Consider the following 24,524-nt stretch of genomic DNA (forward strand, 5'->3'; position numbering starts at 1 on the left):
TGGAGCCGGTCATACCGCTACAGTCCGCGCATGTCATCGGAGTCGACAGAAGTCTGGACCGGCTGGTACCGGGACCGCGGCGGCGCGGAAGCGATCGTCATCACGGTGGACGGCCGTCAGGTGTCCACCCGCATCAGGGGAATCGAGTACACGGGCGCGGGCTTCGGCGCGCTCCGCGCGGCCGACGGGAGCGGCGAGCCGCTTACCGGGTGCGTCCTGGAATGGGACCTGCCCCTTCCCGTCGTCCTTGAAGGGGTCGCCGAGCAGGCCACCCTGGGCTGCCTGCTGGCCCTCGGGGAGCGGGTGGACCTCAGCCTGACCCTGCACTACGGCGGCGCCGCCTACGAATCCGGGATCGCCGGCGGCGACTTCGAGGAGGCGCTCGCCCGGGTCAGGCGCCAACTGCCCGCCGGGGCCGCCTTCGGCCGCCCCGTGCTGCAAGCCGCCTGACCCGGCGGCTCCGGCTCCCGGGTTCTCTCCGCCCTGCCCGGCGGGGTGCTCCCCGCCCCCGGTCGGCGCCGGGGGCGGGGAGCCGTCGGATCAGGGGGTCTTGAACGCCGACGCGAGACCGTAGCGCCAGAGCTGGTCGACCCGGGCGCGTTCCTGCGCGTTCGGCGTCGCGTTCTGGCACGAGGTGCCCGGACCGCCGCCGGACATCAACTCGCTGCACGGGCCGGAGTAGCGGTCCGGCAGACCGAGGACGTGCCCCGTCTCATGGGCGGTGACACGGGTGGAGTTGTACTGCTGGTTCTGCCGGTAGTCGAGGAAGATGTAGCCGCTCCCGTGGCCGTCCGTGCTCGCGTACGAGCCCCGGGAGTCGTTGCCCTCGTAGTAGCGGAAGTCGGGGTTGCTGCCCTCCACCAGCCGCACGTTGACCACGGAGCTGTTCCATATCTGGGTGCTCCGGGAGATCTGCGAGCGGAACGAGGGCGCGTTGGCGGCGCTGTACACGACGGTGACGGCGGCCGCGCCCGGCGCGGCGGCACGCTTCTTCGCCACCGACTTCACGACGGCGTCGAAGAACGCCTTGTTCGCCTTGGCCTCCGCCGTGGATCCGGCGTAGGCCGCGAACCCGGCGGGTGCCGCCACGGCGGACGGGGCGACGGTGGTGGCGGAGGCGGTGGGGGCGGCTCCGAGTGCGGCGGCGAGGCCGAGACCGAGGGTCGCGGCGAGTGAGGCGGTGAGGACCTTGGGGCGTCTCATGGGGGGCTCCTCCTGATCGGTTGGGGAGAGTGTCGGGGGAGCCGGGGCGTGCGCGGATGATGGCAGCCGCCGATAGCCCGAACGCATCACCCCCGCCCCGTCGGCCCCAACCGCCCCCGCCCGCACAGGAATTGATGCGACGCAGGTGTCTGGTGCGACGGGGGGTGCCGCCCTACCCTCTGGGTCATGGAGCTGGAGGTGAGGCATCTGCGCGCGCTCTGCGCCATCGCGGACACCGGAAGTCTGCACAAGGCCGCGCGCCACCTCGGCATGAGCCAGCCCTCGTTGACCACCCAGCTGCGCCGGATCGAGAACGCCCTGGGCGCCGAACTCTTCTCCCGGAGCCGCACCGGCTGCCGGCCCACGCCCCTCGGATGGGCCGTCCTGAGCAGGGCCCGGCCGCTGGTCGACCAGATGGCCACGCTGATCAGCGAGACCAGGGCCGCGGCGGCCCGGACCGACGGACCGCTGTTACGGGTCGGATCGACCGCCAGCCGCGCACTGCCGGGCTGGCTGCGCCGACTGCGCCAGGGAAGCCCGGTGACCGACATCGCGCTGCACATGGACGTCTCCGCCAACGCGCTGCTGCGCGCGGTCGCGACCGGCCAGCTGGACGTGGCCTTCGTCCACGAGGTCGAGGGGTGCCCGCTGCGGGTCCCCGAGGGCCTTCAGGCGCGGGTCCTGGTGGAGCGGGAGCCCCAGTTCGTCTCGATGGCCCGCGACCATCCGGCCGCCGGGCGGGCGGTGGTGGACCTGACCGACCTCGCCGAGGACCGCTGGATGGTCGACCCGACCGTGGACGGCGAGTGGGACGGGCTGCGCCGGGTCCTGCGCGAGGCCGGCATCGACCCGCCGCTGCTGCACGGCGACTACCACACGGCGGCCTCGCTGATCGCCCTGGGCGAGGCCGTGGCGCCCTGCCAGCCCACCTCCGGCCCCCGGGAGGACATGGCCATCCGCCCCCTGCGGAACGACCCGCTGGGCGTCCGCCTGCTGCTCTACGCCCGCCCGGGACTCCCGCTGGAACCCCTGTACGCCGACCTCGCGGCGGCCTACCGGGAGGCGGCGCTGCGGGCGGCACCGTACCGGCGGTGGCTGCGGCGGCACGGGATGTCCGTGGGGCCGTGCATGATGACGGCATGACGGATCTTGTGGACGAGGCCGCGCCGCTCTCGCCGCCGCGGGGACATCACGCTCGGGCCGTACGGTCGTTCGGGGCGCGGGAAGCCGGCGGGCAGCTCGCGGCGCGCGACCGGGTCGGGGCGTGGGCGGCGGCCGTCCTCGCCGGCGGGGAGATCCGGTGACCGCCGCCCGCGTCCGCCACGCACGCCCGGAGGACCTGGAGCGGGTGGCCGAACTGGCCGCCGAGCACGCCGCCTACGAGAAGTCCCCGCCCCCGGCCCCGGGCCTCGCGGACCGGCTCGCCCGCCTCCTCTTCGGCCCCGAACCCACCCGCCTGCGCTGCCTGGTGGCCGAACTGCCCGACGGCACCCTGGCGGGCTACGCATCGTGCGCCCCCGAACTCTCCACCTGGGACGCCGCCGAATACCTCCACCTGGACTGCCTCTACCTCTCGCCCACCCAGCGCGGCCTGGGCCTCGGCCCCCTCTTCATCACCGCCCTTCACACCGAGGCCCGCGCCCTCGGCCTGACCGAACTCCAATGGCAGACCCCCGCCTGGAACGAGGGCGCCATCCGCTTCTACGACCGCCTGGGCGCCACCTCGAAGCCGAAGCTCCGCTACTTCCTCCCGGTGGACCCGGGGTAGGGCCAAGCCCCGGCGAGCAGGCGGAGCCCTGACGAGCGGCGGAAGGTCGTCCGGGCTGCCGCCTCGGCCCGCCCCACAACCGGCCGGAAAAGACCGCACCCGGGCCCCCAGGGACGCCGGGTTCGGCGGTCTGGGGGTCCGGGTGCGGACAGCTAAGCGGCGCGACCCGCGAAAGTGCGGGTCAGACCGCCTAGAGGGAGATCAGGCCTTCTTCGTCTCCCAGAAGATGCGGTCGATCTCGGCGATCAGCTCGAGAGCCTTCTCGCCGGTCTTCGGGTCCGTCGACGCCTTGGCGGCCGAGAGGGCCTTCAGGGTGTCGTTGATGAGCTGGTGCAGCTCCGGGTACTTCTCGAAGTGCGGGGGCTTGAAGTAGTCGCTCCACAGCACCGACACGTGGTGCTTGGCGAGCTCCGCGCGCTGCTCCTTGATGACCGTGGCGCGGGCGCGGAAGTGCGCGTCCTCGTTGGCCTGGTACTTCTCCTGGACGGCCTTGACCGACTCGGCCTCGATCCGGGCCTGGGCCGGGTCGTAGACACCGCAGGGGAGGTCGCAGTGGGCGCTGACCTTCACCTTGGGGGCAAACAGGCGGGAAAGCATGCAGCTGGTCCTTCCTCGTGATCGTCTTCTCAGGTGGGAGATTACTCCCCGAGAAGCGTGTTTTCGCGAGCGCCCCCTGAGGCTTAGGGCAAAAGTCCAGGGTCACCATGGGACTCGTGGAGGAGTGGACGATCGGACCGGGAGGTGCCGGATGACGGAATCGGGGCGGGAGCCGGGGCGGGGGTCCGGGCCCCTGTTCGGGATCGCCGAGGTGACGGGGGTGTCCATGGTGCCCACGCTGCTCCACGGTGACCGGCTGCTGGTGCACTACGGAGCGCTCCCGCGACCCGGGAGCGTGGCCGTGCTGCGCCACCCGCTCCAGCAGGATCTGCTCATCGTCAAGCGGCTGGTCGAGCCCCGGGGCGACGGCTGGTGGGTGCTCGGCGACAATCCCGCCGCCGAGGGGGACAGCCGGGTCTTCGGGGTGGTGCCCGCCGAGATGGTCCTCGGCCGGGTGCGGGCGCGCTACCGCCCCGTGACGCCCGGCCGCCGGCGTTCGCCCCTCGTGGTCCTCTCCTGGCTGTTCTCCGCCCTCAGGCCCGTCGTGACGGTCCGTTCCTACGGGGCGGAGCGTTCGGCCTCCAGGCGCTTGCGGGCCCGGTAGGCGGCCACGTTGGCGCGGGTCGCGCAGCGGTCCGAGCAATAGCGGCGGGAGCGGTTGGTCGAGGTGTCGAGGTACGCGTTCCGGCACGGCGAAGCCTGGCACAGGCCGAGCCGGTCGGCGCCGAACTCCGTCAGGTGGAAGGCGAGGCCCATCGCCGCGATCGCCGCGTAACCCGCCGTCGCGTTCGAGGGGTGGTCGGCGAGGTGCATGTGCCAGCGCGGCCGCCCCTCGTCGTCCAGATAGTCGTGGCCGGAGATCTGCGGGCTGACGGGGAACTCCAGCAGGAGCGAGTTCAGCAGGTCCACGGCACGGGTGTGGTCGCCCTCGTCGGCCGCGGTGAAGACCCCCCGCAGCCGGCCCCGTACCGACCGGAAGCGGGTCACGTCCGCGTCCGTGGTCCGCCGCGCCATCTGCGAGGCCGTGCCGAAGAGCTCGCGGACCGCCTCGACGGAGGTGAGGGAGTCCTTGTTGCGGGCCGGCTCCTCGGTGTTGACCAGACGCACGGCGTAATCCGAGTAATAGGCCAGTTCCACTTGTAGTCCTTACTCCGGCGGTCTAGGGTCTGGGCGACAGGGGGTAACGGCTGTTTCCCCTTCGAGGGTATTACGAAGAGGGCGAGGTTCGGCGATGACGGACGCGGCGACGACCGGAACCGACTGGGCGGCCTGGCAGCAGAGCTGGGACCGTCAGCAGGAGTGGTACATGCCGGACCGGGAGGACCGGTTCCGCGTGATGCTCGACATGGTCGAGGCCGTGGTGGGGACGGAGCCCCGCGTCCTGGACCTGGCGTGCGGTACAGGGAGTATCACGGACAGGCTCCTCAAGAGGTTCCCGAAGGCGACCAGTACCGGCGTCGACCTCGACCCCGCCCTGCTCGCCATCGCCGAGGGCTCCTTCGCCGACGACCCGCGCGTCACCTTCGTCACCGCCGACCTCAAGGACCCGCAATGGGTGACCCGGCTCCCGTACGGGACGTACGACGCCGTGCTCACCGCCACCGCGCTGCACTGGCTGCACACCGAGCCGCTGACCGCGCTGTACGGGCAGCTCGCCGGCCTCGTCCGTGACGGCGGCGTCCTCATGAACGCCGACCACATGATCGACGAGACCACGCCCCGCATCAACGCCGCGGAGCGGGCCCACCGGCACGCCGCCATGGACCGGGCCAAGGCCGACGGAGCCCTCGACTGGGCGGCGTGGTGGGCCGTGGCCGCCCAGGACCCGGTCCTCGCCGAGCCCACCGCCCGCCGCTTCGAGATCTACGGCGAGCACGCCGACGGGGACATGCCCTCCTCCCGCCGCCACGCCGAGATCCTCCGGGCCGCCGGCTTCGCCGAGGCCCGGCCGGTCTGGGCCTCGCCCTCCGACACCCTCGTCCTCGCGGTGAAGTAGACCGCCGCCGGCGCCCGGCCCGCGAAGGCTCCGACGCCCCGGACAGTGCGGACACGGGAAGGGGCGGTACGGGAGATCCGTACCGCCCCTTCACGACGTACCGCCTACAGCACCTTGGACAGGAACGCCTTCGTCCGGTCGTGCTGCGGGTTGGTCAGGACCTCGCGCGGGTGGCCGGCCTCGACCACCACGCCGCCGTCCATGAAGACGAGCGAGTCGCCCACCTCGCGGGCGAAGCCCATCTCGTGGGTGACGACGATCATCGTCATGCCCGACTCGGCGAGGTCGCGCATGACGTCCAGGACGTCACCCACCAGCTCCGGGTCGAGCGCCGAGGTCGGCTCGTCGAAGAGCATCAGCTTCGGCTCCATCGCCAGCGCGCGGGCGATGGCGACACGCTGCTGCTGGCCGCCGGAGAGCTGCGAGGGGTAGCTCCCGGCCTTGTCGGCCAGGCCCACCCGGTCCAGCAGCCGCTCGGCCCGCTCGCGGGCCACCGCGCGGGACTCGCCCTTCACCTGGATCGGCGCCTCCATGACATTGCCCAGGGCCGTCATGTGCGGGAACAGGTTGAAGCGCTGGAAGACCATGCCGATGTCCCGGCGCTGGGCCGCGACCTCGCTGTCCTTCAGCTCGTAGAGCTTGTCACCCTTCTGGCGGTAGCCCACCAGCTCGCCGTCGACGTACAGCCGACCCGAGTTGATCTTCTCCAGGTGGTTGATGCACCGCAGGAAGGTGGACTTGCCCGACCCGGACGGGCCGATCAGGCAGAACACCTCACCGTTGTTCACCTCGAGGTCGATGCCCTTGAGGATGTGGGCGGCACCGTAGGACTTGTGGACGCCCTCGGCCTTCACCATTGCCGTCATGTGTTTCACCGCCGCCAGTTGGAGAGGGAGAGCATGTTCGCCTTGACCTTCTGCCACGGCGTGGGCGGCAGCGAGCGCAGCGAGCCACGTGCGTAATGCCGCTCCAGGTAGAACTGGCCGACGCTGAACACCGACGTCAGGATCAGGTACCAGATCGAGGCGACGAAGAACATCTCCATCACCGCGAACGAGGTCGACGCGATGTCCTGGGAGGCGCGCAGCAGATCCGGGTACTGCACGGCGACGACCAGGGACGAGGTCTTCAGCATGTTGATGAACTCGTTGCCGGTCGGCGGAATGATCACCCGCATCGACTGCGGGAGCACCACGCGCCGCATCGTCTTCGCCTGGCTCATGCCCAGGGCGTGCGACGCCTCCGTCTGACCCTCGTCGACCGACTGGATGCCGGCCCGGACGATCTCCGCCATGTACGCGCCCTCGTTGAGGCCGAGACCCAGCAGGGCGGCCAGGAAGGGGGTCATGACATCGGTCATCTCGTCCTTGTAGAACCCGATGTTGAAGATCGGGAAGATCAGGGCGAGGTTGAACCAGATCAGCAGCTGCACATAGACCGGCGTGCCGCGGAAGACCCAGATGTAGAGCCAGGCGACCGAGCTGGTCACCGGGTTCTTGGAGAGCCGCATGACGGCGAAGAGGACACCGAGCACCAGACCGAGCGCCATCGAGGCGACGCTGATGAGGATGGTGTTCCCCAGGCCCTCCAGGATGCTGGGGTCGAACAGCTTCTCCGGCACGGTCGCCCAGCGCACGTCGCCCTGCGAGAAGGCGAACGCGAGGAGGACGAGGAGGGCGACGACCACGACGCCGGCGACCCAGCGACCGTAGTGGCGGACCGGAATGGCCTTGATGGCCTCCGGCGGGATCCCGGCCGGGGCGGGCGACGCCCCGGCGGGAACCTTGTCGAGCTTGTCAGTCACTGCGACTGCCCTTCAGTGGTGCGTGGGGGTCAGGAGCCGCCGTTGATCTTGGCCGCGGGGATGGCACCGTCACCGGCGTTCCACTTGTCGAGCGCGGCCTTGTAGGTGCCGTCCTTGATGATCGCGTCCAGGGCTTCCTTCAGCGCGTCCCGGAGCTGCGTGTTCTTCTTGTCCACCGCGATGCCGAAGAGACCGGCGTCCGTCTTGTTGGCGATGGCCTCGAAGTCGTTGCCGCCGCCCGCGGTCTGCGCGATGTACGCGGCGACCGGCGAGTCGTTCAGGTCGGCGACCGCGCCGCCGGCCTTGACGCGGGTCTGCGCCTCGGCGTCGGTCGGGAAGGACTCGAAGGTGAGGGCCGGCTTGCCGTCCTTCTTGCACTTCTCGGCCTGGTCCTTGGCGGCCTGCTCGTAGGTCGTCCCGCGCTGCACGGCCAGCTTCTTGCCGCACAGGTCGTCGAGCGACTTGATGTTCTCCGGGTTGCCCTTCTTCACCAGGATGCCGGTGGAGGCGGTGAAGTAGTCGACGAAGTCGACACCGGTGCCGGTCTTCTTGCCCTTGTCGTCCAGGCCCTCCTGGCGGGCCTTGGTGTCGGTCATCGAGGACATGACGATGTCCGTACGACCGGTCGGCAGGGCGGTGAGCAGCGTGTCGAAGGTGCCGCTGGCGAACTCGAACTTCACGCCGAGCTGCTTGGAGAGGGCGGCGGCGATGTCGGGGTCGACACCGACGATCTCCGCGCCCTTCTTGAACTCCATCGGGGCGTACGTGGCGTCCGTGCCGACCTTGATGACGCCGGCCTTCTGGATGTCGGCGGGCAGCTTCGAGAAGAGCGGGGCCTTGGAGGCGCCGCCGGAGGCGCTGGCCTCGGGAGTCTTCGCGCCCTCGGTCTGGTCTCCACAGGCGGTCAGCAGCATGGAGCCGGCGACCGCGATGGCGGCGACCGCGGCAAGACGGGAGGTGCGGGTCTTGGCGGCGGTCGTACAGCGCGTGGAGCGTGCGGTCATGGTCGGGTTCCTCCGGCGTGTGAGGGAGTTGCCATAGGCCGCGCACGCACCTTCGGGTGTCGCGACCTCGTGTGATTACGGCATCTTGCCATTCGGACCACCCCAAACAGGGGGCCCCGCATGTCAAAATCGGATAACGGGTGACCCCCGAACCCGGACGGACCGCTCCCGCAAGGCCGCACCTTCTCCGGGGATACCTGATACGGACCGGAAAATCTCCGGTTGATCTCGCCATTCGGACGACACGAAGCGCGCGAATTCGTGCTCTCGGGTATCAGTCAGGACATGGGGTGACGTGTCCACCCAGGACAACGTGACGATACGGCCGTATGAGTCGCATCACCGCTCCAATTCGGACTCGTCCGCGGTGCCGTCTGTCCGGTAAGAAGGATCCTTACACCCCTCATCCGGGGCTCAGGGCGCGTTGTGCGGCGCGCCCGCGCGGCTACCAGACACGGTGGCCGCGGGACCCACCCACCCCTCCTCAACCAGGAGCGGCCACCCTCAAATGATGAAGACTTAAGGGGTCAACCCAATGGCAGCGGAGATCGTCAACCCTCGCAGCGACAGCGGTCCGGAAGGGGCTCAGGAAGAGCCCTTCGATCCGGCCTTCGCGCTGCACCGCGGCGGCAAGATGGCCATCTCGGCCACCGTGCCGCTCCGGGACAAGGACGACCTGTCCCTCGCGTACACGCCCGGAGTCGCCAAGGTGTGCACCGCGATCGCCGAGCAGCCTGAGCTGGTCCACGACTACACCTGGAAGTCGCAGGTCGTCGCGGTCGTGACCGACGGAACGGCAGTGCTCGGCCTCGGCGACATCGGCCCGGAGGCCTCGCTTCCGGTCATGGAGGGGAAGGCCATCCTCTTCAAGCAGTTCGGAGGCGTGGACGCGGTGCCGATCGCGCTCGCCACCACCGACACGGACGAGATCGTGGAGACCGTCGTCCGGCTCGCCCCGTCCTTCGGTGGAGTGAACCTGGAGGACATCTCGGCGCCGCGGTGCTTCGAGATCGAGCGCAAGCTCCAGGAGCGCCTCGACATCCCCGTCTTCCACGACGACCAGCACGGCACCGCCGTCGTCACCCTCGCCGCGCTCCGCAACGCCGCGAAGCTGACCGGCCGGACCCTCGGTGACCTGCGCGGAGTCATCTCCGGCGCCGGCGCGGCCGGGGTCGCCATCGCCAAGTTCCTGCTGGAGGCGGGGCTCGGCGACGTGGCCGTCGCGGACCGCAAGGGCATCGTGAGCCGCGACCGCGACGACCTCACCCCGGTCAAGCGTGAACTCGCGGAGCTCACCAACAAGGCCGGCCTCTCCGGCACGCTGGAGACCGCCCTGGCCGGCGCCGACGTCTTCATCGGCGTCTCCGGCGGTACGGTCCCGGAGGCGGCGGTGGCCTCGATGGCCCCGAACGCGTTCGTGTTCGCCATGGCCAACCCGAACCCCGAGGTCCACCCCGACATCGCGCACAAGTACGCGGCCGTCGTGGCGACCGGCCGTTCGGACTACCCCAATCAGATCAACAACGTGCTCGCCTTCCCGGGCATCTTCGCGGGCGCCCTCCAGGTCCGGGCCTCCCGGATCACCGAGGGCATGAAGATCGCCGCGGCGAACGCGCTGGCGGACGTGGTCGGCACCGACCTCGCCCCCGACTACGTGATCCCGTCCCCGTTCGACGAGCGCGTCGCCCCGGCGGTCACGGCCGCCGTGGCGGCGACGGCCCGCGCCGAGGGCGTGGCGCGCCGCTGACGCGACGGCACACACGAGGGGTGTGAGAGGGGTCCCGTTCCTTCCGAGGACGGGGCCCCTCCGTGCGTCCCGTGCCCTGTCGAGGGCGGCCCCTCCGTGCGTTCGAGAGGTGCCGGCGGGGCGGCCGCGAGGGCTGTCGCCAGGGACATGCGTCACACCGTGGCATGGTTCCGTGACGGAGCCGCTGACCCTACGCTCAAGGTCATGTTCGCTGCCTACGCCGCCCGCATCGACCGCGACCGGCCCCTGAACGGACTCGAGCTCGGCGAGCGCCCCGAGCCCGAGGCCCGCGCCGGCTGGACCACCGTCACCGTCAAAGCCGCCTCCCTCAACCACCACGACCTCTGGTCGCTGCGTGGGGTAGGGCTGCCGGAGGAGAAGCTGCCGATGATCCTCGGCTGCGACGCGGCCGGCATCGACGAACACGGCAACGAGGTCGTCCTGCACTCGGTCATCGGCCAGACCGGCCACGGAGTCGGCCCTGACGAGCCCCGCTCCATCCTGACCGAGCGCTACCAGGGGACCTTCGCCGAGCGGGTCACGGTCCCCTCCTGGAACGTGCTGCCCAAGCCCGCGGAGCTCTCCTTCGAGGAGGCCGCCTGCCTGCCGACCGCCTGGCTCACCGCGTACCGCATGCTCTTCACCAACGCCGGCGTGCGGCCCGGCGACTCGATCCTCGTGCAGGGCGCGGGCGGCGGCGTCGCCACCGCGGCGATCGTCCTCGGCAAGGCCGCCGGCCTGCGGGTCTTCGCCACCAGCCGCGACGAGGCCAAGCGCAAGCGGGCCGTGGAGCTCGGTGCCCTGGAGGCGTACGAGCCGGGCGCGCGGCTCCCGCGGCGTGTGGACGCGGTCATCGAGACCGTCGGCGCGGCCACCTGGTCGCACTCGGTCAAGTCCCTGCGGCCGGGTGGCACGCTCGTCATCTCGGGCGCGACGAGCGGCGACCGGCCGTCGCACGCCGAGCTGACCCGGATCTTCTTCCTGGAGCTGAAGGTCGTCGGCTCGACGATGGGCTCCAAGGACGAGCTGGAGGACCTGCTGTCCTTCTGCGCGGCCACCGGCGTCCGCCCGGTGATCGACGAGGTGCTGCCGCTGGACCGCGCCCGCGAGGGCTTCGAGAAGATGGCCTCCGGCGACCTCTTCGGAAAGATCGTCCTCACGACGTCTTGATGGTTCGTCAGATGTACTGATGGGATCTCCGGCACCGCGAACTCTTCGTCGTGCCGGAGGTCCCCGTGTTGCGAACGTCGCCCACCATACGAACATCGCTCGCCGTGCGAACGACCCTGGCGGCAGGCGTCCTCGCCGCCGCTCTGCTCGCCGCGCCGCTCGCCCCGCCGCCCCGGCCCTCGCCGCCCGCGCGGTGACCGCCGGCTCCGGCGGCGGCGCGATACCCGCCCTCACCGACGAACAGGGCCGGGTCCTCACCCTGCGCGGCTGGAACGTCGAGGACAAGGCGAACCGCGGCGAGCAGGCCCTCGCAGCCGTCACCGAGCGGCACTTCCGGGACATGCGGGCCAAGGGCTTCAACTTCGCCCGGCTCCTGATCTTCTGGGACGACCTGGAGCCACGGCCCGGCCGCTACAGCCAGTCCTATCTGCGGAAGATCGAACGTGTCCTGGGCTGGGCCCACAAGCACGACGTGCAGGTGCTGATCGACGCCCACCAGGACGTCTTCGGCCCGGCGTTCGGCCACCGGGGCGTGCCCGAGTGGGCGACCCGCACCGACGGGCTGCCCTTCACCCCGCACCCCGACGACTGGTTCGCCGAGTACTTCGAGCCCGCCGTGCAGCGGGCCTTCACCCATCTCTACGAGGACGAGGACCTGCGGCGCGCCCAGGCCCGGATGTGGCGGGTCCTCGCCGACCGGTTCGCCGACCATCCCGCCGTCCTCGGCTACGACCTCATCAACGAGCCGATGGGCGAGCTGCGGGAGGGCGAGGAGCTGCCGGCCGCCGCCCGGCGGATCGAGCGCGAGCACCTGACCCCGATGTACAACCGCCTCGCGGACGCGGTCCGCTGGGTCGACCGGGACACCTGGATCTTCGTCGAGCCCACTCCGATCGTCGGCGAGGGCGTGCCCACGGGCCTCGGCAGGATCCACGACCCGAAGATCGTCTATGCCCCGCACTTCTACAACACCGCCATGGAGGCGGGCGCCGACTACGACCCGGAGGCCGGCTGGATCGAGGCGTACGAGCGGGCGGTGACCCGTTACCCCGAGGCGTACCGGGTCCCGGTCGTCGTGGGGGAGTGGGGGCCGCTCAACAACGCGCTGCCCCGCATGAGCCGCTTCTACCGGGACGCGATGGCCTCTCTCGGCCGGTACGGCTCCGGATGGGCCGGCTACGTGTGGTGTTACGGCGGCGGCTACTGCGCGGTGGACGGCGCCGGGGCCTTCCGTACGAACAAGGAGCTGACGGCCGAGCCGTACGCGGAGGCGGTCGCGGGCACCGTCCGCTCCTCCGCGTACGACCCCGGGAGCGGGGTCTACCGTCTGGAGTACGACTCCGGGCGGCGCGGCCCCCGCCTGACGAGGCTCTCCCTGCCGCCGGGCGACTGGACGGTCACGGCCCACGGCAAGGCGGTCGTGCTGCGCGAGCGGCCCGGCGCCGCCTGGGTCCTGGCCACCCCGGGCGCCCGGGTGACGGTCACCGTTACCCGGGACCGAGACCACTGAGGCCGCGACTGAGGCCGGGACCGGGACTGAGACCGAGATCGAGACCGCGACCGAGACGGGCTTCCGGGCCGGCTCTGAGGCCGGGCCCGGGTCCCCGGACCGGTCGTGCGGCGGGGACGTTAGCCCCTGTCTCTCTCCTGTCCCTGTCCCTGTCCCTGTCCGTGTGCCGGCCCCCGCTGCCCGTCCTTCTGGGCGGGCGTCAGCAGGGCGGTGATCCGGTCCGCGGCCGTCGACAGGTGGCCGCGGGCCGTGGCCAGCTGGTCGGGGGTCACGCCGTGGTCCCGGGCCGTGTCGCGGATGTCGTCGCGGAAGCGGTCCAGGAGACGGTCCAGATCGCGGGCCGGGTCGCCGGTGGGGGTGTGGTCCTTCGCCCACTCCGACGCGGCCTGCTCCGGGGTCTGCGGCTGCTGCGCCGTGCCCTTGGCGTGCACACCGGTCACCAGGCCGCCGAGCTGGGCGGTGATGTCCGAGAGGCCCTCCCAGACGCCCTTGGGCCAGTCGCCCCGGGCGAACCGGTCCTGCACCTGCTCCTGCACCTGCTGGGCGATCCGCTGGAACTCCTTCGCCTCGCTCCGCGCCGACTGCGCCTCGGCGCGGGCCTGGCGGGTCTGTTCCTTCCACTCCTGCTTGGCGCGGCGCAGCTCCTCCTTGACGTCGGCGAACGAGGAGTCCTGGCGTCGGGTCTCGCTCGCCGCCGCGCGCATCTCGCTGCGCAGCTTGCCGGCCGCACCGCGCACGTCGTCACGGATCTCGGAGGCCAGCTCCGACACGGACTCGCGGATCTCCCGCTCGAGGTCGGTCAGTTCGCCGCCGCGGCCGGCCAGCTCGGCGCGGCCCGCGTCGGTGATCGAATAGACCTTCCGGCCGCCCTCGGTGGCGTGCGTGACCAGGCCCTCGGCCTCCAGCTTGGCCAGCCGCGGATAGACCGTGCCCGCCGAGGGGGCGTACAGGCCGTGGAAGCGCTCCTCCAGGAGGCGGATCACCTCATAGCCGTGGCGGGGCGCCTCGTCGAGGAGCTTGAGGAGATAGAGGCGGAGTCGGCCGTGGGCGAAGACGGGCGGCATGTCAGAGCACCTTTCCGGAGGTGGTGGACGCGTCGGGGGCCTCGCCCTCGGCGGGGGCCGGGTCGGGGCGGCGCAGCAGTGCGATGGAGCCGGAGACGGTGGTCGCCTTGAGCGTGCCCCGGCCCGCCCCGAGGGTGCCGGTGATGCTCTTGGAGCCCCACTGCCCCGCCACCCGCAGGTCGGCGAAGGCGTTGGTGACGGAGCCGCTGGTCGTGTTCGCCTGGACCCGGGCGTCCGTCGGGTGGGGCAGCCGGATGGCGACCTCCCCGGAGACGCTGGTGAGCCGGATGTCGGCGGGCGGTCCTTCCCGGTCGGCCGGGTCGAGATCGATGACCATGTCCCCGCTGACCGTCTCGGCCTTCACCGAGCAGCCCGCGCCCTCGATCACCGTGACGTCGCCGGTCACCGAGTTGACCCGCAGCGCGCCCGTGACCGCCTGCGCCTCCAGGCTGCCGGAGACGCTCTCGGCGTGGACCGGTCCGGAGAGACCGACGAGCGTGGTGTCGCCCGTGACGCCGCGGATGTCCGTACGGCCCCGGATCCCGGAGACCACCGCGCCGGCGCCGACCACGCCCACCTCCACGTCCACCCCGGCCGGGACGGCGACGGAGACGACGGCCCTGCGGCGCAGGCCCTCGCGGTCGAACCACTTGAGGAACCCCTTCCAGTGCAGGTCCTCATAGCTCACGGTCAGCGTCGAGCCGTCCTGGGTCACGATCAGCGGCGGTCCCTCGATCTCGGAGACCTCCAGGCGCGCCGCACTCTCGTCGGTCCCGACGACGTTCACCGCGCCGCCGACGATGCGGACCCGCAGCCGGGTCACGGGCTCGGGCAGGGTGAGCTTCCTGGGCTCGGCGACGGACCACTCTGTCATGGTGCTGACCTCCCGTTTGACGACGCGATGCGCGACGCCCGGTCTCCGGCACGCCGACGCGGTGACGCATCACGCAACATATCGCGTCTCCGAAAGACACGATATATCGCGGTGGTCGGAAGTCAACCCTCTCCGGGGGCGCCTGGGGACATCCGGCTCGCCCTCGGGCCACCGGAATACCCCGAACCGTGACAAATTGGCCTAGCGTATGGGCCATGAACGCGACATCCGGCGTCCGCCCCGTCGGGGCCCTGCTGCTCTGCCGTGCCGACCCCGCGGCGGTCCGCCCGCCGGCCCAACTGCTGCGGGAGGAGCTGCTCCTCGCCCCGGCAGGCAGCGAATGGAGCGTCATCGTCCCCGAGGGGAAGCCGTGGCTGCACGGCGGCGAACCCGTCGACCGGGTCGTCACGGGCTGGGCCACCGCGCTGGCCGTCTCCGCCGCCACCTGGCCCGTCCTGGCGCTCTGGTGGGACGAGGACCGGGCCGGGTTCACCCTGGCCAACGGCTTCCGCCGCACCGTCGGCTACACCTGGCTGGCGGCCGGCACCCCGGCCGGCGAGGACGAGGCCATGCGCACCTTCGCGGCCCGGCTCGCCCTCGACCCCGTCCTGGACGTCCAGGACCTGGAGCCGCTCACCGAACCCGACGCGGACGCCGATGCCCACAGCAGGCTCATCGGTCTGACGGCGGTCCTCGCGCGCGTGGGCCTGGATCTGCCGGTCGGGCTCACCCCCGGCGAGAGCGCCGACCGGCTCCGCTCCGTCGCCCTCGCCCAAGGGGCGGAAGAGCTCGAATGGTCCGGCTGGCGCGAGGCCGTACGCGCCGAACTGGCCGCGGTGGAGGAGGGCCGCCTGGGGCCGTACCTGCGCGGGCCCCGGGCCCGGCTCCTCGGCGCGGCCCAGCTGGGGGCCGGCCTGCCGCTCCTCGCCTGGGGCCTCGCCCGCCGCAGCGGCGGCTGGGCGGCGGCGGGAGCCCTGCTCGTCGCCCACGGGGGACTGGGCCTCGCCTACGACCGGATCCGCGGGACGTAACCCCCCACCGGACCCCTCACGGGCTCCAGCGGCCCCTGCCGTCCCCGTCCGGACGGCTTCCCTCCGGTCCTACTCCTCGTCCTCGTCCTCGTCGTCCAGGCGCGCCAGCCACGTTGCCAGGCGCTCGACGGGCACCTCGAAGTCGGGGTTGAGGTCCACGAACGTACGCAGCTGCTCGGCGAGCCACTCGAAGGAGACCTCCTCCTCGCCGCGCCGCTTCTCCAGTTCCTCGATGCCACGGTCAGTGAAGTACATGCGCTCAGGATAGGCCGTGCGCCCCAGGCCGGGACGGGCGCGTACGCCGGAGGCCCGGCCCCCTCGCGGGGTGCCGGGCCTCCGTACGCGGAACGTACCGGAACAGCGGGATCAGGCGTCGAAGACCTCGTTGACCAGCTGCTGCTGCTCGGCCTGGTGGCGCTTGGCCGAACCGACCGCCGGGGACGAGGAGTGCGGACGCGAGATCCGGCGCAGGCGCTCGCCGTGCGGGATGTCGGCGCCGACCGCCAGGTCCAGGTGGTCGATCAGGTTGAGCGCGATGAACGGCCAGGCACCCTGGTTCGCCGGCTCCTCCTGCGCCCACAGGTACTTCTCGGCGTTCGGGTACTTGGCGATCTCGGCCTGGAGCTCGGCACCCGGCAGCGGGTACAGGCGCTCCAGACGGATGATCGCCGTGTCCGTGACACCGCGCTTCTGCCGCTCGGCCTCCAGGTCGTAGTAGACCTTGCCGGAGCAGAAGACGACCTTGCGGATGTCGGCGGCGTTCGTCGTACCCGCCTCGACGGCGGAGTCGCCGATCACCGGACGGAAGCCGCCGGTGGTGAACTCCTCCACCTTCGACGCCGCGGCCTTCAGGCGCAGCATCGACTTCGGGGTGAAGACGATCAGCGGCTTGTGGTGCGGGTTGTGGACCTGCCAGCGCAGCAGGTGGAAGTAGTTCGACGGCAGGGTCGGCATGGCGACCGTCATGTTGTCCTGCGCGCACATCTGGAGGAAGCGCTCCGGGCGGGCGGACGAGTGGTCCGGGCCCTGGCCTTCGTAACCATGCGGCAGGAGCAGCGTGACGCCGGAGGTCTGGCCCCACTTCTGCTCGGCCGAGGAGATGAACTCGTCGACGACGGTCTGCGCGCCGTTGACGAAGTCACCGAACTGGGCCTCCCAGATCACCAGGGAGTCCGGGCGGGCCAGGGAGTAGCCGTACTCGAAGCCCATCGCCGCGTACTCGCTGAGCAGCGAGTCGTAGACGTTGTAGTGGGCCTGGTCCTCGGCGAGGTAGAGCAGCGGGGTGTAGTCCTCGCCGGTCTCCTGGTCCACCAGGACCGCGTGCCGCTGGCCGAAGGTGCCACGGCGGGAGTCCTGGCCGGACAGCCGGACCGTGGTGCCCTCCATCAGCAGCGAGCCGATGGCGAGGGTCTCGCCGAAGCCCCAGTCGATGGTGCCGTCGTCGATGGAGGCCGCGCGGCGCTGCATCTGCGGCATCAGGCGCGGGTGGACCGTGACCCGCTCCGGGATGCTGACCTGCGACTCGGCGATCCGCTTCACGACCTCCTGGGAGACCGCGGTGGTGACGGCGACCGGGAACTCGGGCTGGGCGTCCGGGACGTGCGCCGGGGCCGGCGCCGAGGTGGCCTCGCGGACCTCCGCGAAGACCTTCTCCAGCTGGCCCTGGAAGTCCTGGAGCGCCTGCTCCGCCTCTTCCAGCGTGATGTCGCCGCGACCGATCAGCGACTCGGTGTACAGCTTGCGCACCGAACGCTTCTTGTCGATCAGGTTGTACATCTGCGGGTTGGTGAACTGCGGGTTGTCGCCCTCGTTGTGACCGCGGCGGCGGTAGCAGATGAGGTCGATCACGACGTCCTTGTTGAACGTCTGGCGGAACTCGAAGGCGAGCCGCGCGACGCGGACCACGGCCTCCGGGTCGTCGCCGTTCACGTGGAAGATCGGCGCCTCGATCATGCGGGCCACGTCGGTCGCGTACATCGAGGAACGCGAGGACTCCGGGGCGGCGGTGAAGCCGACCTGGTTGTTGATGACGATGTGGACCGTGCCGCCGGTGCGGTAACCGCGCAGCTGCGACATGTTCAGCGTCTCGGCGACGACGCCCTGGCCGGCGAAGGCCGCGTCGCCGTGCAGGGCGACGGGCAGGACGGTGAAGTCCGTGCCGCCCTTGTTGATGACGTCCTGCTTGGCGCGGACGACACCCTCCAGGACCGGGTCGACCGCCTCCAGGTGCGAGGGGTTGGCGGTGAGCGAGACCTTGATCTGCTCGCCGTCCAGGCCGGTGAAGGTGCCCTGGGCGCCCAGGTGGTACTTCACGTCGCCGGAGCCGTGCATCGACTTCGGGTCGAGGTTGCCCTCGAACTCGCGGAAGATCTGCGCGTACGACTTGCCGACGATGTTGGCGAGGACGTTCAGGCGGCCGCGGTGGGCCATGCCGATGACGACCTCGTCCAGGCGGGACTCGGCGGCGGAGTCGATGACCGCGTCGAGCAGCGGGATGACGGACTCGCCGCCCTCCAGGGAGAACCGCTTCTGGCCGACGTACTTGGTCTGCAGGAAGGTCTCGAACGCCTCGGCGGCGTTCAGCCGGCGCAGGATCCGCAGCTGCTCCTCGCGCTCCGGCTTGGAGTGCGAGCGCTCGACGCGGTCCTGGATCCACTTGCGCTGCTTCGGGTCCTGGATGTGCATGAACTCGACGCCGGTGGTGCGGCAGTACGAGTCGCGGAGCACGCCGAGGATGTCGCGGAGCTTCATCATCGACTTGCCGGCGAAGCCGCCGACCGCGAACTCGCGCTCCAGGTCCCACAGGGTGAGGCCGTGCTCGGTGATGTCCAGGTCGGGGTGCTTGCGCTGGCGGTACTCCAGCGGGTCGGTGTCGGCCATGACGTGGCCGCGGACCCGGTAGGAGTGGATCAGCTCGAAGACCCGCGCGGCCTTGGTGACGTCGTCGTCGTGCGAGGCGTCGATGTCCTTGAGCCAGCGGACCGGCTCGTACGGGATGCGCAGGGCCTTGAAGATGTCGTCGTAGAAGCCCTCCTCGCCGAGGAGGAGGTTGGCGACGATCCGCAGGAACTCGCCGGAGGCGGCGCCCTGGATGACCCGGTGGTCGTAGGTCGACGTCAGCGTCATGACCTTGGAGATGCCCAGCTTGTTCAGGGTGTCCTGGGAGGTGCCCTGGAACTCGGCGGGGTAGTCCATCGAGCCGACGCCCATGATGACGGACTGCCCGGGCATCAGACGCGGCACGGAGTGGACGGTGCCGAGGCCGCCGGGGTTGGTCAGCGAGACCGTGACGCCGGAGAAGTCCTCCATCGTCAGCTTGCCGACGCGGGCGCGCTTGACGATGTCCTCGTAGGCCTGCCAGAACTCGAAGAAGTTCAGGGTCTCGGCCTTCTTGATGCCGGCGACGACGAGCTGGCGGTCGCCGTTGGGCTTCACCAGGTCGATCGCGAGACCGAAGTTCACGTGCTCCGGCTTGACCAGGGTCGGCTTGCCGTCCTTCTCCGCGAAGGAGTAGTTCATCGACGGCATGGCCTTGATCGCCTGCACCATGGCGTACCCGATGAGGTGCGTGAAGGAGATCTTCCCGCCCCGGGCGCGCTTGAGGTGGTTGTTGATCACGATCCGGTTGTCGAAGAGCAGCTTCACCGGGACGGCGCGGACGGACGTGGCCGTCGGCACCTCCAGCGAGGCGTTCATGTTCTTCGCCACGGCGGCGGCGGGGCCGCGCAGGGTGATCAGCTCGGGACCGGCCGGGGCCTCGGCCGCCGGAGCGGCGGCGGGCTTCGCCGGAGCCTGGGCCGGGGCCTTGGCGGCCGGGGCCGGCGCCTTCGGGGCCGGAGCGGCCGCCGCGGGCTTGGCGGGCGCCTGGGCCGGCGCGGCCTGGGCCGGAGCCGCCGGAGCCGCCGGGGCGGCAGGCGCGGCCTGTGCGGGGCCCGCCTGCGGCGCGGCGGGCGCGCTCGGGGCCGGCGACGTGGCCGGCGGGGTCGGGGTGGCTCCGGCCGCCCCCGCGGCGGCGGGAGTCTCCGAAGAGCCGGGCTTGTAGTCGGCGAAGAAGTCCCACCAGGCACGATCGACCGAATTCGGGTCCTGGAGGTACTGCTGGTAGATCTCGTCGACGAGCCACTCATTGGCGCCGAAGGCGGTCGCAGGGTTCTGACCCTGCCCGTCTTGGTCGGTGGAGATGCTCGAGTTACTGGGGGACTGAGACGACACGGCGGTAACCGCCCTCTTCCGCTTCACAAGGTGATGGACAGCGGAAATAAAGGCTACGCCTCCCTGGCCGGGAGGTGCAGGCCGGGCACTCCAACGTCGCGCAAGTCACACTTGACGGAGCGTTTCGGGGCATGGAATGGCGGGAAACAAGCGTGGTTCTGCCCTCTCCCGGGTAGGGGAGACGGGGGTTGCGGCCCCCTGGGGCCCGCAACCCTGACCACGTACCCGCGGGCCTGGTCCTTCCGGTTCGAACCCTACGTCAATCCCGCGCCGGAGGGCCGCCCGGAAGGGTGACCTGGATACGGCAGCCGCGTGACGATTCGGCCACTCCGATCTCCCCGCCGTGCAGATCCACCGCCCAGCGGGCGATCGCCAGCCCCAACCCTGTGCCGCCGTCGCTGCCCGGACCCGACTGGGCCGGCACCGATCCCCGGTTGAACCGCTCGAAGACCGTGCGGCGCAGGTGCTCCGGGATGCCCGGGCCCTCGTCCTCCACCTCCAGCGCCAGCGAGTCCGGCCAGGCCCCCCGCCGGGCCCGTACGGTCACCCGGCCGTGCGCGGGCGAGTGCTTCACCGCGTTGTCGATGAGATTGGCCATCACCTGGTGCAGCCGCTCCGCGTCCGCGTGCGCCGTGAGCTCCGGCGGCGAGACGTCGAGGTGCAGATGGACGTCCGTACGCCGGTGCAGGCCGGAGGTGGTCGTCAGACCGCGCTGCGACGCGGCCAGATTGGCCTCCCGCAGCACCCCCGACAGGTAAGGCCACACCTCGAACCGCCGTGCCTTCAGCGTGACGACACCGTTGTCAAGACGTGACAGGTCGAGCAGGGTCTCCACCAGCCGGCCCAGCCGCTCGGTCTGCTTCAGCGCCGTCCGCATCGTCTCCGGGTCCGCCTCGGAGACCCCGTCGACCACGTTCTCCAGAACCGCTCGGAGCGCGGCGATGGGCGTCCGCAGCTCGTGCGAGACATTCGCCACCAACTCCTTGCGGTGCCGGTCGACCGCCTCCAGGTCGTCCGCCATCCGATTGATCGTCGAGGCGAGGTCCCCCAGCTCGTCCCGGCGGTCCGCGCCGCGCACCCGCCGGCTGAAGTCGCCGCGCGAGATCGACCCGGCCACCGTGTTCATCTCGTCCAGCGGCGCCGTCAGCGACTGCGCCACGAACTGGGTGATCAGCAGCGTCGCGATCATCGCGAAGACCGTGATGTACCGGAACTCCGTCGAGGTCCTGATCGCCACCAGGGCGAGCCCGGAGGTCAGCAGGACCGCCCCGACGACCAGCGTGCCCAGCTTGGTCTTGATCGAGATGGCGATCCGGCGTCTCGTACGCGCCTCGCGGCGGATCACGGCGCCGGTGTCTCCAGGGCGTAGCCGACGCCGTGGACGGTACGGATCCGCTCCGCCCCGATCTTCCGGCGCAGCGCCTTGATGTGGCTGTCCACGGTCCGGGTCCCCGAGGCGTCCGCCCAGTCCCACACCTCCGCGAGCAGCTGCTCCCGGGAGAGGACCGCGCGGGGGGTGTTCGCCAGGCAGACCAGCAGGTCGAACTCGGTGGGCGTCAGATGGACGTCCTCGGCCCGGACCCGGACCCGGCGCTGCGCGTGGTCGATCTCCAGCTCGCCGAGGCGCAGGATGCCGCTGCGCGGGGTCACGGCCGCCATCGCGGCCCGCTCCACCCGCCGCAGCAGGACGTGCACCCGGGCGGCCAGCTCGCGCATGGAGAACGGCTTGGTCATGTAGTCGTCGGCGCCGACGCCGAGCCCGACCAGCATGTCCGTCTCGTCGTCCCGGGCGGTGAGCATCAGGACCGGCACGGGCCGCTGGGCCTGGACCCGGCGGCACACCTCCAGGCCGTCGAAGCCCGGGAGCATCACGTCCAGCAGCATCAGGTCCGGCTGCCAGGCCTCCGCCGCGTCGACGGCCGCCGGACCGTCCGTCGCCGTCTGGACGAGGAACCCCTCCGCCCGCAACCGCGCGGAGATCGCATCCACGATCGTCGTGTCGTCCTCGACGACCAGCACACGCCGCTGCGCGCCCGGAGTGGCCGCCGCACCGTGGTGAGTGGTGTGTGTCTGCTCCATTGCCCTGCCTTGCGTAGCTGATGTCGGTCAGCAGCGTAGAGGCAGCGGCGGCGTCCCGGCTACGCAGGCCTGATGCCGAGGTGCACCACGTCCGGGACGCCCCGGGCAACCGGGATCTCTTCCGTCCGTACCCCGCTGAATCCGGCATTCCGCAAGGTTGCTTCGAAATCGGCGGACGGCTGCGCGGACCAGACGGCGAGGATCCCACCGGGGTTGAGGCGGGCCGCACAGGCCGCCAAACCCTCGGCGGAGTACAGGGATTCGTTGCCTTCGGTGACGGTCCAGCCCGGGCCGTTGTCGATGTCCAGACAGATCGCGTCGAAGGTGTCGGGGGAGTCGTGCAGGTACTCGATCATGTCCGTGTGCAGGATCACGCACCGCGGATCCGCCAGGGCGGCGCCCGAGACCGCGGCCAACGGGCCACCCCGGTGCCAGTCGATGATCGCGTCCTCCCGCTCCACCACCGCGATCCGCGCCCACCGCGGGTCGGCGGCCGCGTGCGCCAGGGAGAAGCCGACACCGAGACCGCCGATCAGGACCGAGGCGCCATGACGTCCGCCGAGCGCCTCCATCGCCGCGTCGATCAGCGTCCGCTCGGAACGCCCATCGGAGGTGTCCATGAGGAACGTGCCGTTCACGATGATCTCGAAGTCGTCGCCGCGGCGGCGCAACACGACCTCTCCGTACGGTCCCTCGCGGCGGTCGAGGGTGACGGGACTCGACATGGTTCTCGCTCCGATCTCGGGCTCGGCGGGTCGTCCCGCCATCCTATTTTTTTGGAGGCTCGGTTCGCCTCCGGGGCCTGAGAGTCGGACTCACACGGCCGTACGTGCTCGCTCCCTCGTTCCTCGGGAGCTGCGCGCGCTCGGCCGTGTTCCCCCGACGGCCCCTTCGGCTCACTCGCCAGAGGCACCTGGGGAGGAGGCGGCAGTTCTCCGGCGGGTCCTTCGGTGAGGCGCGGCGTCGTCCGGGAGGCGGGGGTACGGGCCCGGGCGGGCGCACCGACCGGTGTCGGGGACGCGGTGCGGGGTCAGGGGGTCGTCGGCGGGCCGCCGTCGGGAAGGGCGTCGAAGACCCGCCGCAGGGCCGCCGGAAGCTCGCCGTCCGCGGCGACGACGACCCGGTACCGGTGCGACACGACGTACCGGAAGCCGTCGAAGACGGGCTTACCAGTGGGGCGTACGGGCACCGCCGCGTACGCCGGGGCCTCCAGCGCGGCGCGGAGTTCCGCGACCTGGGCGGGGGTCATCCGGCCGGTCCGCGCCGGCCCGGTGCCGGAGCGGGTGGTGTAGCCGCCGTCGTAGTGGACGACCAGCTGGTTGTTCACTCCGGCGTAGCCGCCGCTGACGCCGACTTCGACGAGGACTTCCCGCGGGCCCGGCCGGTGGTCGCTCGCCGTCGGGGTCGGCGGGACGCTCACCTCGGGCGGAGCGGAGGGCGGGGTCGGCGCGTCGGAACCGGGCGCCGTCGTGGGGGAGTAGGCGCGGGGTGGGGGCGCGTCCGGCCCGCAGCCGGCCACGGTCAGCGCCGCGCCCAGCATCACCGCGACGGCCCACAGCCTCGCGTACGGCCGACGGTCCCGCCCCGTCCGCGCGCCCGTGTTCCGGCCGACCCGCCTCACGCGCCCACCCCTCTGTCCCATGCGCCCGAGCATGCCTTCCGGCGGGTCCGGTTGAACAGAGGCCGGGTGAGGGCATCCGAGCCGACAGCCGGGCGCCGAGAGCCGGCGGTCGGAGCCGGGGGCACGGTCCATCCGTGACGGCAAGACAGCCGGCTTCAGGCACGCACGATCCCGGTGAGCGGACCCTCGTACCGCCACCCCAGCGTCCCGTACAGGCCGATGCCGTCCGTCGTCGCCGAGAGGACCCCTGTCACCGCCCCGGTCTGCGCGGCGGCCGCTTCGAGGGCGCGCATGACGTTGGAGCCGAGGCCGCGCCGGCGGTGGGCGGGGTCGGTCTCGACCTGGTCGGCGACCGCCGTCGAGCCGGTCGGGGCGATCTGCCCGCGCGCGGCGAGGGTGCCGTCCGGGGCGAGGATCCTGACGCGGATCACGCCGTCGGTGACCTCGGTCGTCCGGGCGTACCCCTCCGGCGCGGGCGGACGCACGCGCGCGTCGAGGCGCTTGCACATCATGAAGCCGGGGTCGTCGGGGATCGACCAGCCCGGAGTGATCCACTCCGCGGCCTCCTCGGCCGTCGCCATGATCTTCAGCCAGGCGTACGGCTCGGTGACGTCCGCGCAGAGCTTGCCCACCGAGACCGCGTCGGGGGCCGGCAGGACATGGCGGAAGACGTGCCGCGGCAGGCCGACGTCGATGCGGTAGCCCCAGGGCTCGGGGACGGCGGGCGGGGTGCCGCGTGAGACGGTCCAGCCCGCCACCCACGCGGCTGTAATAGCTCCCATATCCATGGAGGTATTACATCGGCAGGGTGGCGGGCCGCGCGAGGGTGATCGCTGAGAGCGAA

Annotated in this window: 24 protein-coding genes and 1 pseudogene; 10 read left to right on the top strand and 15 right to left on the bottom strand. The window is 71.4% G+C overall.

Features of this window, described 5'->3' with window-relative positions; translation table 11 throughout:
• The first annotated feature begins 30 nt into the window (after positions 1–30).
• A complete protein-coding gene (locus ACZ6RC_RS09775; protein WP_453613660.1) occupies positions 31–450 on the top strand; it encodes a DUF6304 family protein in 420 nt (139 codons plus the stop codon).
• Positions 451–540: 90 nt separating this feature from the next.
• Here the strand turns inward: ACZ6RC_RS09775 and snpA are convergent, their stop codons facing one another.
• Positions 541–1,203: a snapalysin gene (snpA, locus tag ACZ6RC_RS09780; protein ID WP_453613663.1), complete on the bottom strand. Its 663-nt coding sequence runs from the start codon at positions 1,201–1,203 to the stop codon at positions 541–543.
• A 186-nt stretch (positions 1,204–1,389) separates the two neighbouring features.
• On the opposite strand from snpA, the gene ACZ6RC_RS09785 reads away from it, so the two are divergent.
• The 3 genes from ACZ6RC_RS09785 to ACZ6RC_RS09795 are packed head-to-tail and all read left to right on the top strand — an operon-like array spanning position 1,390 to position 2,971.
• The gene (locus ACZ6RC_RS09785) at positions 1,390–2,346 is read left to right on the top strand and encodes a LysR family transcriptional regulator (protein ID WP_469580474.1); all 957 of its coding nucleotides are present in this window, start codon (positions 1,390–1,392) and stop codon (positions 2,344–2,346) included.
• Positions 2,343–2,507 carry a hypothetical protein gene (locus ACZ6RC_RS09790; RefSeq protein WP_469580477.1) on the top strand — a complete coding sequence of 55 codons (165 nt, stop codon included), beginning with the start codon at positions 2,343–2,345 and terminating at the stop codon, positions 2,505–2,507. The genes ACZ6RC_RS09785 and ACZ6RC_RS09790 overlap by 4 nt, the downstream gene beginning before the upstream one ends.
• Entirely contained in the window at positions 2,504–2,971 is a 468-nt protein-coding gene (locus ACZ6RC_RS09795) for a GNAT family N-acetyltransferase (protein WP_453613668.1), read from the top strand. Before ACZ6RC_RS09790 ends, ACZ6RC_RS09795 begins: the two co-directional genes overlap by 4 nt.
• A gap of 201 nt (positions 2,972–3,172) precedes the next feature.
• Here ACZ6RC_RS09795 and sodN read toward each other — a convergent pair whose 3' ends face one another.
• Positions 3,173–3,568: a superoxide dismutase, Ni gene (gene sodN / locus ACZ6RC_RS09800; RefSeq protein ID WP_215065625.1), complete on the bottom strand. Its 396-nt coding sequence runs from the start codon at positions 3,566–3,568 to the stop codon at positions 3,173–3,175.
• A gap of 151 nt (positions 3,569–3,719) precedes the next feature.
• On the opposite strand from sodN, the gene sodX reads away from it, so the two are divergent.
• Positions 3,720–4,172: a nickel-type superoxide dismutase maturation protease gene (gene sodX, locus ACZ6RC_RS09805; protein WP_391139275.1), complete on the top strand. Its 453-nt coding sequence runs from the start codon at positions 3,720–3,722 to the stop codon at positions 4,170–4,172.
• Here the strand turns inward: sodX and ACZ6RC_RS09810 are convergent.
• Positions 4,127–4,705: a CGNR zinc finger domain-containing protein gene (locus tag ACZ6RC_RS09810; RefSeq protein WP_453613671.1), complete on the bottom strand. Its 579-nt coding sequence runs from the start codon at positions 4,703–4,705 to the stop codon at positions 4,127–4,129. The two genes, sodX and ACZ6RC_RS09810, sit on opposite strands and share 46 nt — an antisense overlap.
• Before the next feature lie 94 nt (positions 4,706–4,799).
• Between ACZ6RC_RS09810 and ACZ6RC_RS09815 the strand changes: the two genes are divergently transcribed.
• Positions 4,800–5,564: a class I SAM-dependent methyltransferase gene (locus ACZ6RC_RS09815; RefSeq protein ID WP_469580482.1), complete on the top strand. Its 765-nt coding sequence runs from the start codon at positions 4,800–4,802 to the stop codon at positions 5,562–5,564.
• Between the two features lie 104 nt (positions 5,565–5,668).
• On the opposite strand, the gene ACZ6RC_RS09820 is transcribed toward ACZ6RC_RS09815, so the two are convergent.
• The 3 genes from ACZ6RC_RS09820 to ACZ6RC_RS09830 are packed head-to-tail and all read right to left on the bottom strand — an operon-like array spanning position 5,669 to position 8,372.
• On the bottom strand, positions 5,669–6,430 hold the full coding sequence (locus ACZ6RC_RS09820) for an amino acid ABC transporter ATP-binding protein (protein WP_391139272.1): 762 nt from the start codon (positions 6,428–6,430) through the stop codon (positions 5,669–5,671).
• Between the two features lie 5 nt (positions 6,431–6,435).
• The gene (locus ACZ6RC_RS09825) at positions 6,436–7,368 is read right to left on the bottom strand and encodes an amino acid ABC transporter permease (protein WP_391139271.1); all 933 of its coding nucleotides are present in this window, start codon (positions 7,366–7,368) and stop codon (positions 6,436–6,438) included.
• 29 nt (positions 7,369–7,397) lie between these two features.
• Positions 7,398–8,372, bottom strand: a complete 975-nt coding sequence (locus ACZ6RC_RS09830; protein ID WP_391139270.1) for an ABC transporter substrate-binding protein — start codon at positions 8,370–8,372, stop codon at positions 7,398–7,400.
• A gap of 535 nt (positions 8,373–8,907) precedes the next feature.
• On the opposite strand from ACZ6RC_RS09830, the gene ACZ6RC_RS09835 reads away from it, so the two are divergent.
• The 3 genes and pseudogenes from ACZ6RC_RS09835 to ACZ6RC_RS09845 form a co-directional block, all read left to right on the top strand.
• On the top strand, positions 8,908–10,119 hold the full coding sequence (locus ACZ6RC_RS09835) for an NAD(P)-dependent malic enzyme (protein WP_469580487.1): 1,212 nt from the start codon (positions 8,908–8,910) through the stop codon (positions 10,117–10,119).
• Positions 10,120–10,323: 204 nt separating this feature from the next.
• A complete protein-coding gene (locus tag ACZ6RC_RS09840; protein ID WP_391139268.1) occupies positions 10,324–11,289 on the top strand; it encodes a zinc-binding dehydrogenase in 966 nt (321 codons plus the stop codon).
• A 211-nt stretch (positions 11,290–11,500) separates the two neighbouring features.
• A pseudogene (locus ACZ6RC_RS09845) lies at positions 11,501–12,799 on the top strand (cellulase family glycosylhydrolase); the annotation flags it as partial.
• 119 nt (positions 12,800–12,918) lie between these two features.
• Here ACZ6RC_RS09845 and ACZ6RC_RS09850 read toward each other — a convergent pair.
• Together ACZ6RC_RS09850 and ACZ6RC_RS09855 are read right to left on the bottom strand one after the other, a co-directional pair.
• Positions 12,919–13,863, bottom strand: a complete 945-nt coding sequence (locus tag ACZ6RC_RS09850; protein ID WP_469580490.1) for a PadR family transcriptional regulator — start codon at positions 13,861–13,863, stop codon at positions 12,919–12,921.
• Position 13,864: 1 nt separating this feature from the next.
• Positions 13,865–14,737 (bottom strand): DUF4097 family beta strand repeat-containing protein, encoded by an 873-nt coding sequence (locus ACZ6RC_RS09855; RefSeq protein WP_391139265.1) that lies wholly within the window; start codon positions 14,735–14,737, stop codon positions 13,865–13,867.
• A 215-nt stretch (positions 14,738–14,952) separates the two neighbouring features.
• Between ACZ6RC_RS09855 and ACZ6RC_RS09860 the strand changes: the two genes are divergently transcribed.
• Positions 14,953–15,768 (top strand): hypothetical protein, encoded by an 816-nt coding sequence (locus ACZ6RC_RS09860; protein WP_453613683.1) that lies wholly within the window; start codon positions 14,953–14,955, stop codon positions 15,766–15,768.
• Between the two features lie 69 nt (positions 15,769–15,837).
• Here the strand turns inward: ACZ6RC_RS09860 and ACZ6RC_RS09865 are convergent, their stop codons facing one another.
• The 7 genes from ACZ6RC_RS09865 to ACZ6RC_RS09895 form a co-directional block, all read right to left on the bottom strand.
• The gene (locus ACZ6RC_RS09865; protein WP_260228030.1) at positions 15,838–16,023 is read right to left on the bottom strand and encodes a DUF6104 family protein; all 186 of its coding nucleotides are present in this window, start codon (positions 16,021–16,023) and stop codon (positions 15,838–15,840) included.
• A 111-nt stretch (positions 16,024–16,134) separates the two neighbouring features.
• Positions 16,135–19,980, bottom strand: coding sequence for a multifunctional oxoglutarate decarboxylase/oxoglutarate dehydrogenase thiamine pyrophosphate-binding subunit/dihydrolipoyllysine-residue succinyltransferase subunit (locus ACZ6RC_RS09870; RefSeq protein ID WP_469580496.1), 3,846 nt, complete (start codon positions 19,978–19,980; stop codon positions 16,135–16,137).
• Positions 19,981–20,239: 259 nt separating this feature from the next.
• Positions 20,240–21,325 carry a HAMP domain-containing sensor histidine kinase gene (locus ACZ6RC_RS09875; RefSeq protein WP_391139262.1) on the bottom strand — a complete coding sequence of 362 codons (1,086 nt, stop codon included), beginning with the start codon at positions 21,323–21,325 and terminating at the stop codon, positions 20,240–20,242.
• On the bottom strand, positions 21,322–22,059 hold the full coding sequence (locus ACZ6RC_RS09880; RefSeq protein ID WP_391139261.1) for a response regulator transcription factor: 738 nt from the start codon (positions 22,057–22,059) through the stop codon (positions 21,322–21,324). Before ACZ6RC_RS09880 ends, ACZ6RC_RS09875 begins: the two co-directional genes overlap by 4 nt.
• Before the next feature lie 59 nt (positions 22,060–22,118).
• Positions 22,119–22,784 carry a spermidine synthase family protein gene (locus tag ACZ6RC_RS09885; RefSeq protein ID WP_453613691.1) on the bottom strand — a complete coding sequence of 222 codons (666 nt, stop codon included), beginning with the start codon at positions 22,782–22,784 and terminating at the stop codon, positions 22,119–22,121.
• A gap of 305 nt (positions 22,785–23,089) precedes the next feature.
• Positions 23,090–23,680, bottom strand: a complete 591-nt coding sequence (locus tag ACZ6RC_RS09890; protein ID WP_469580501.1) for a hypothetical protein — start codon at positions 23,678–23,680, stop codon at positions 23,090–23,092.
• 155 nt (positions 23,681–23,835) lie between these two features.
• Positions 23,836–24,462 (bottom strand): GNAT family N-acetyltransferase, encoded by a 627-nt coding sequence (locus tag ACZ6RC_RS09895; protein WP_469580503.1) that lies wholly within the window; start codon positions 24,460–24,462, stop codon positions 23,836–23,838.
• Positions 24,463–24,524 lie beyond the last annotated feature (62 nt).

The sequence above is a fragment of the Streptomyces sp. NPDC048353 genome (genome assembly GCF_055587165.1).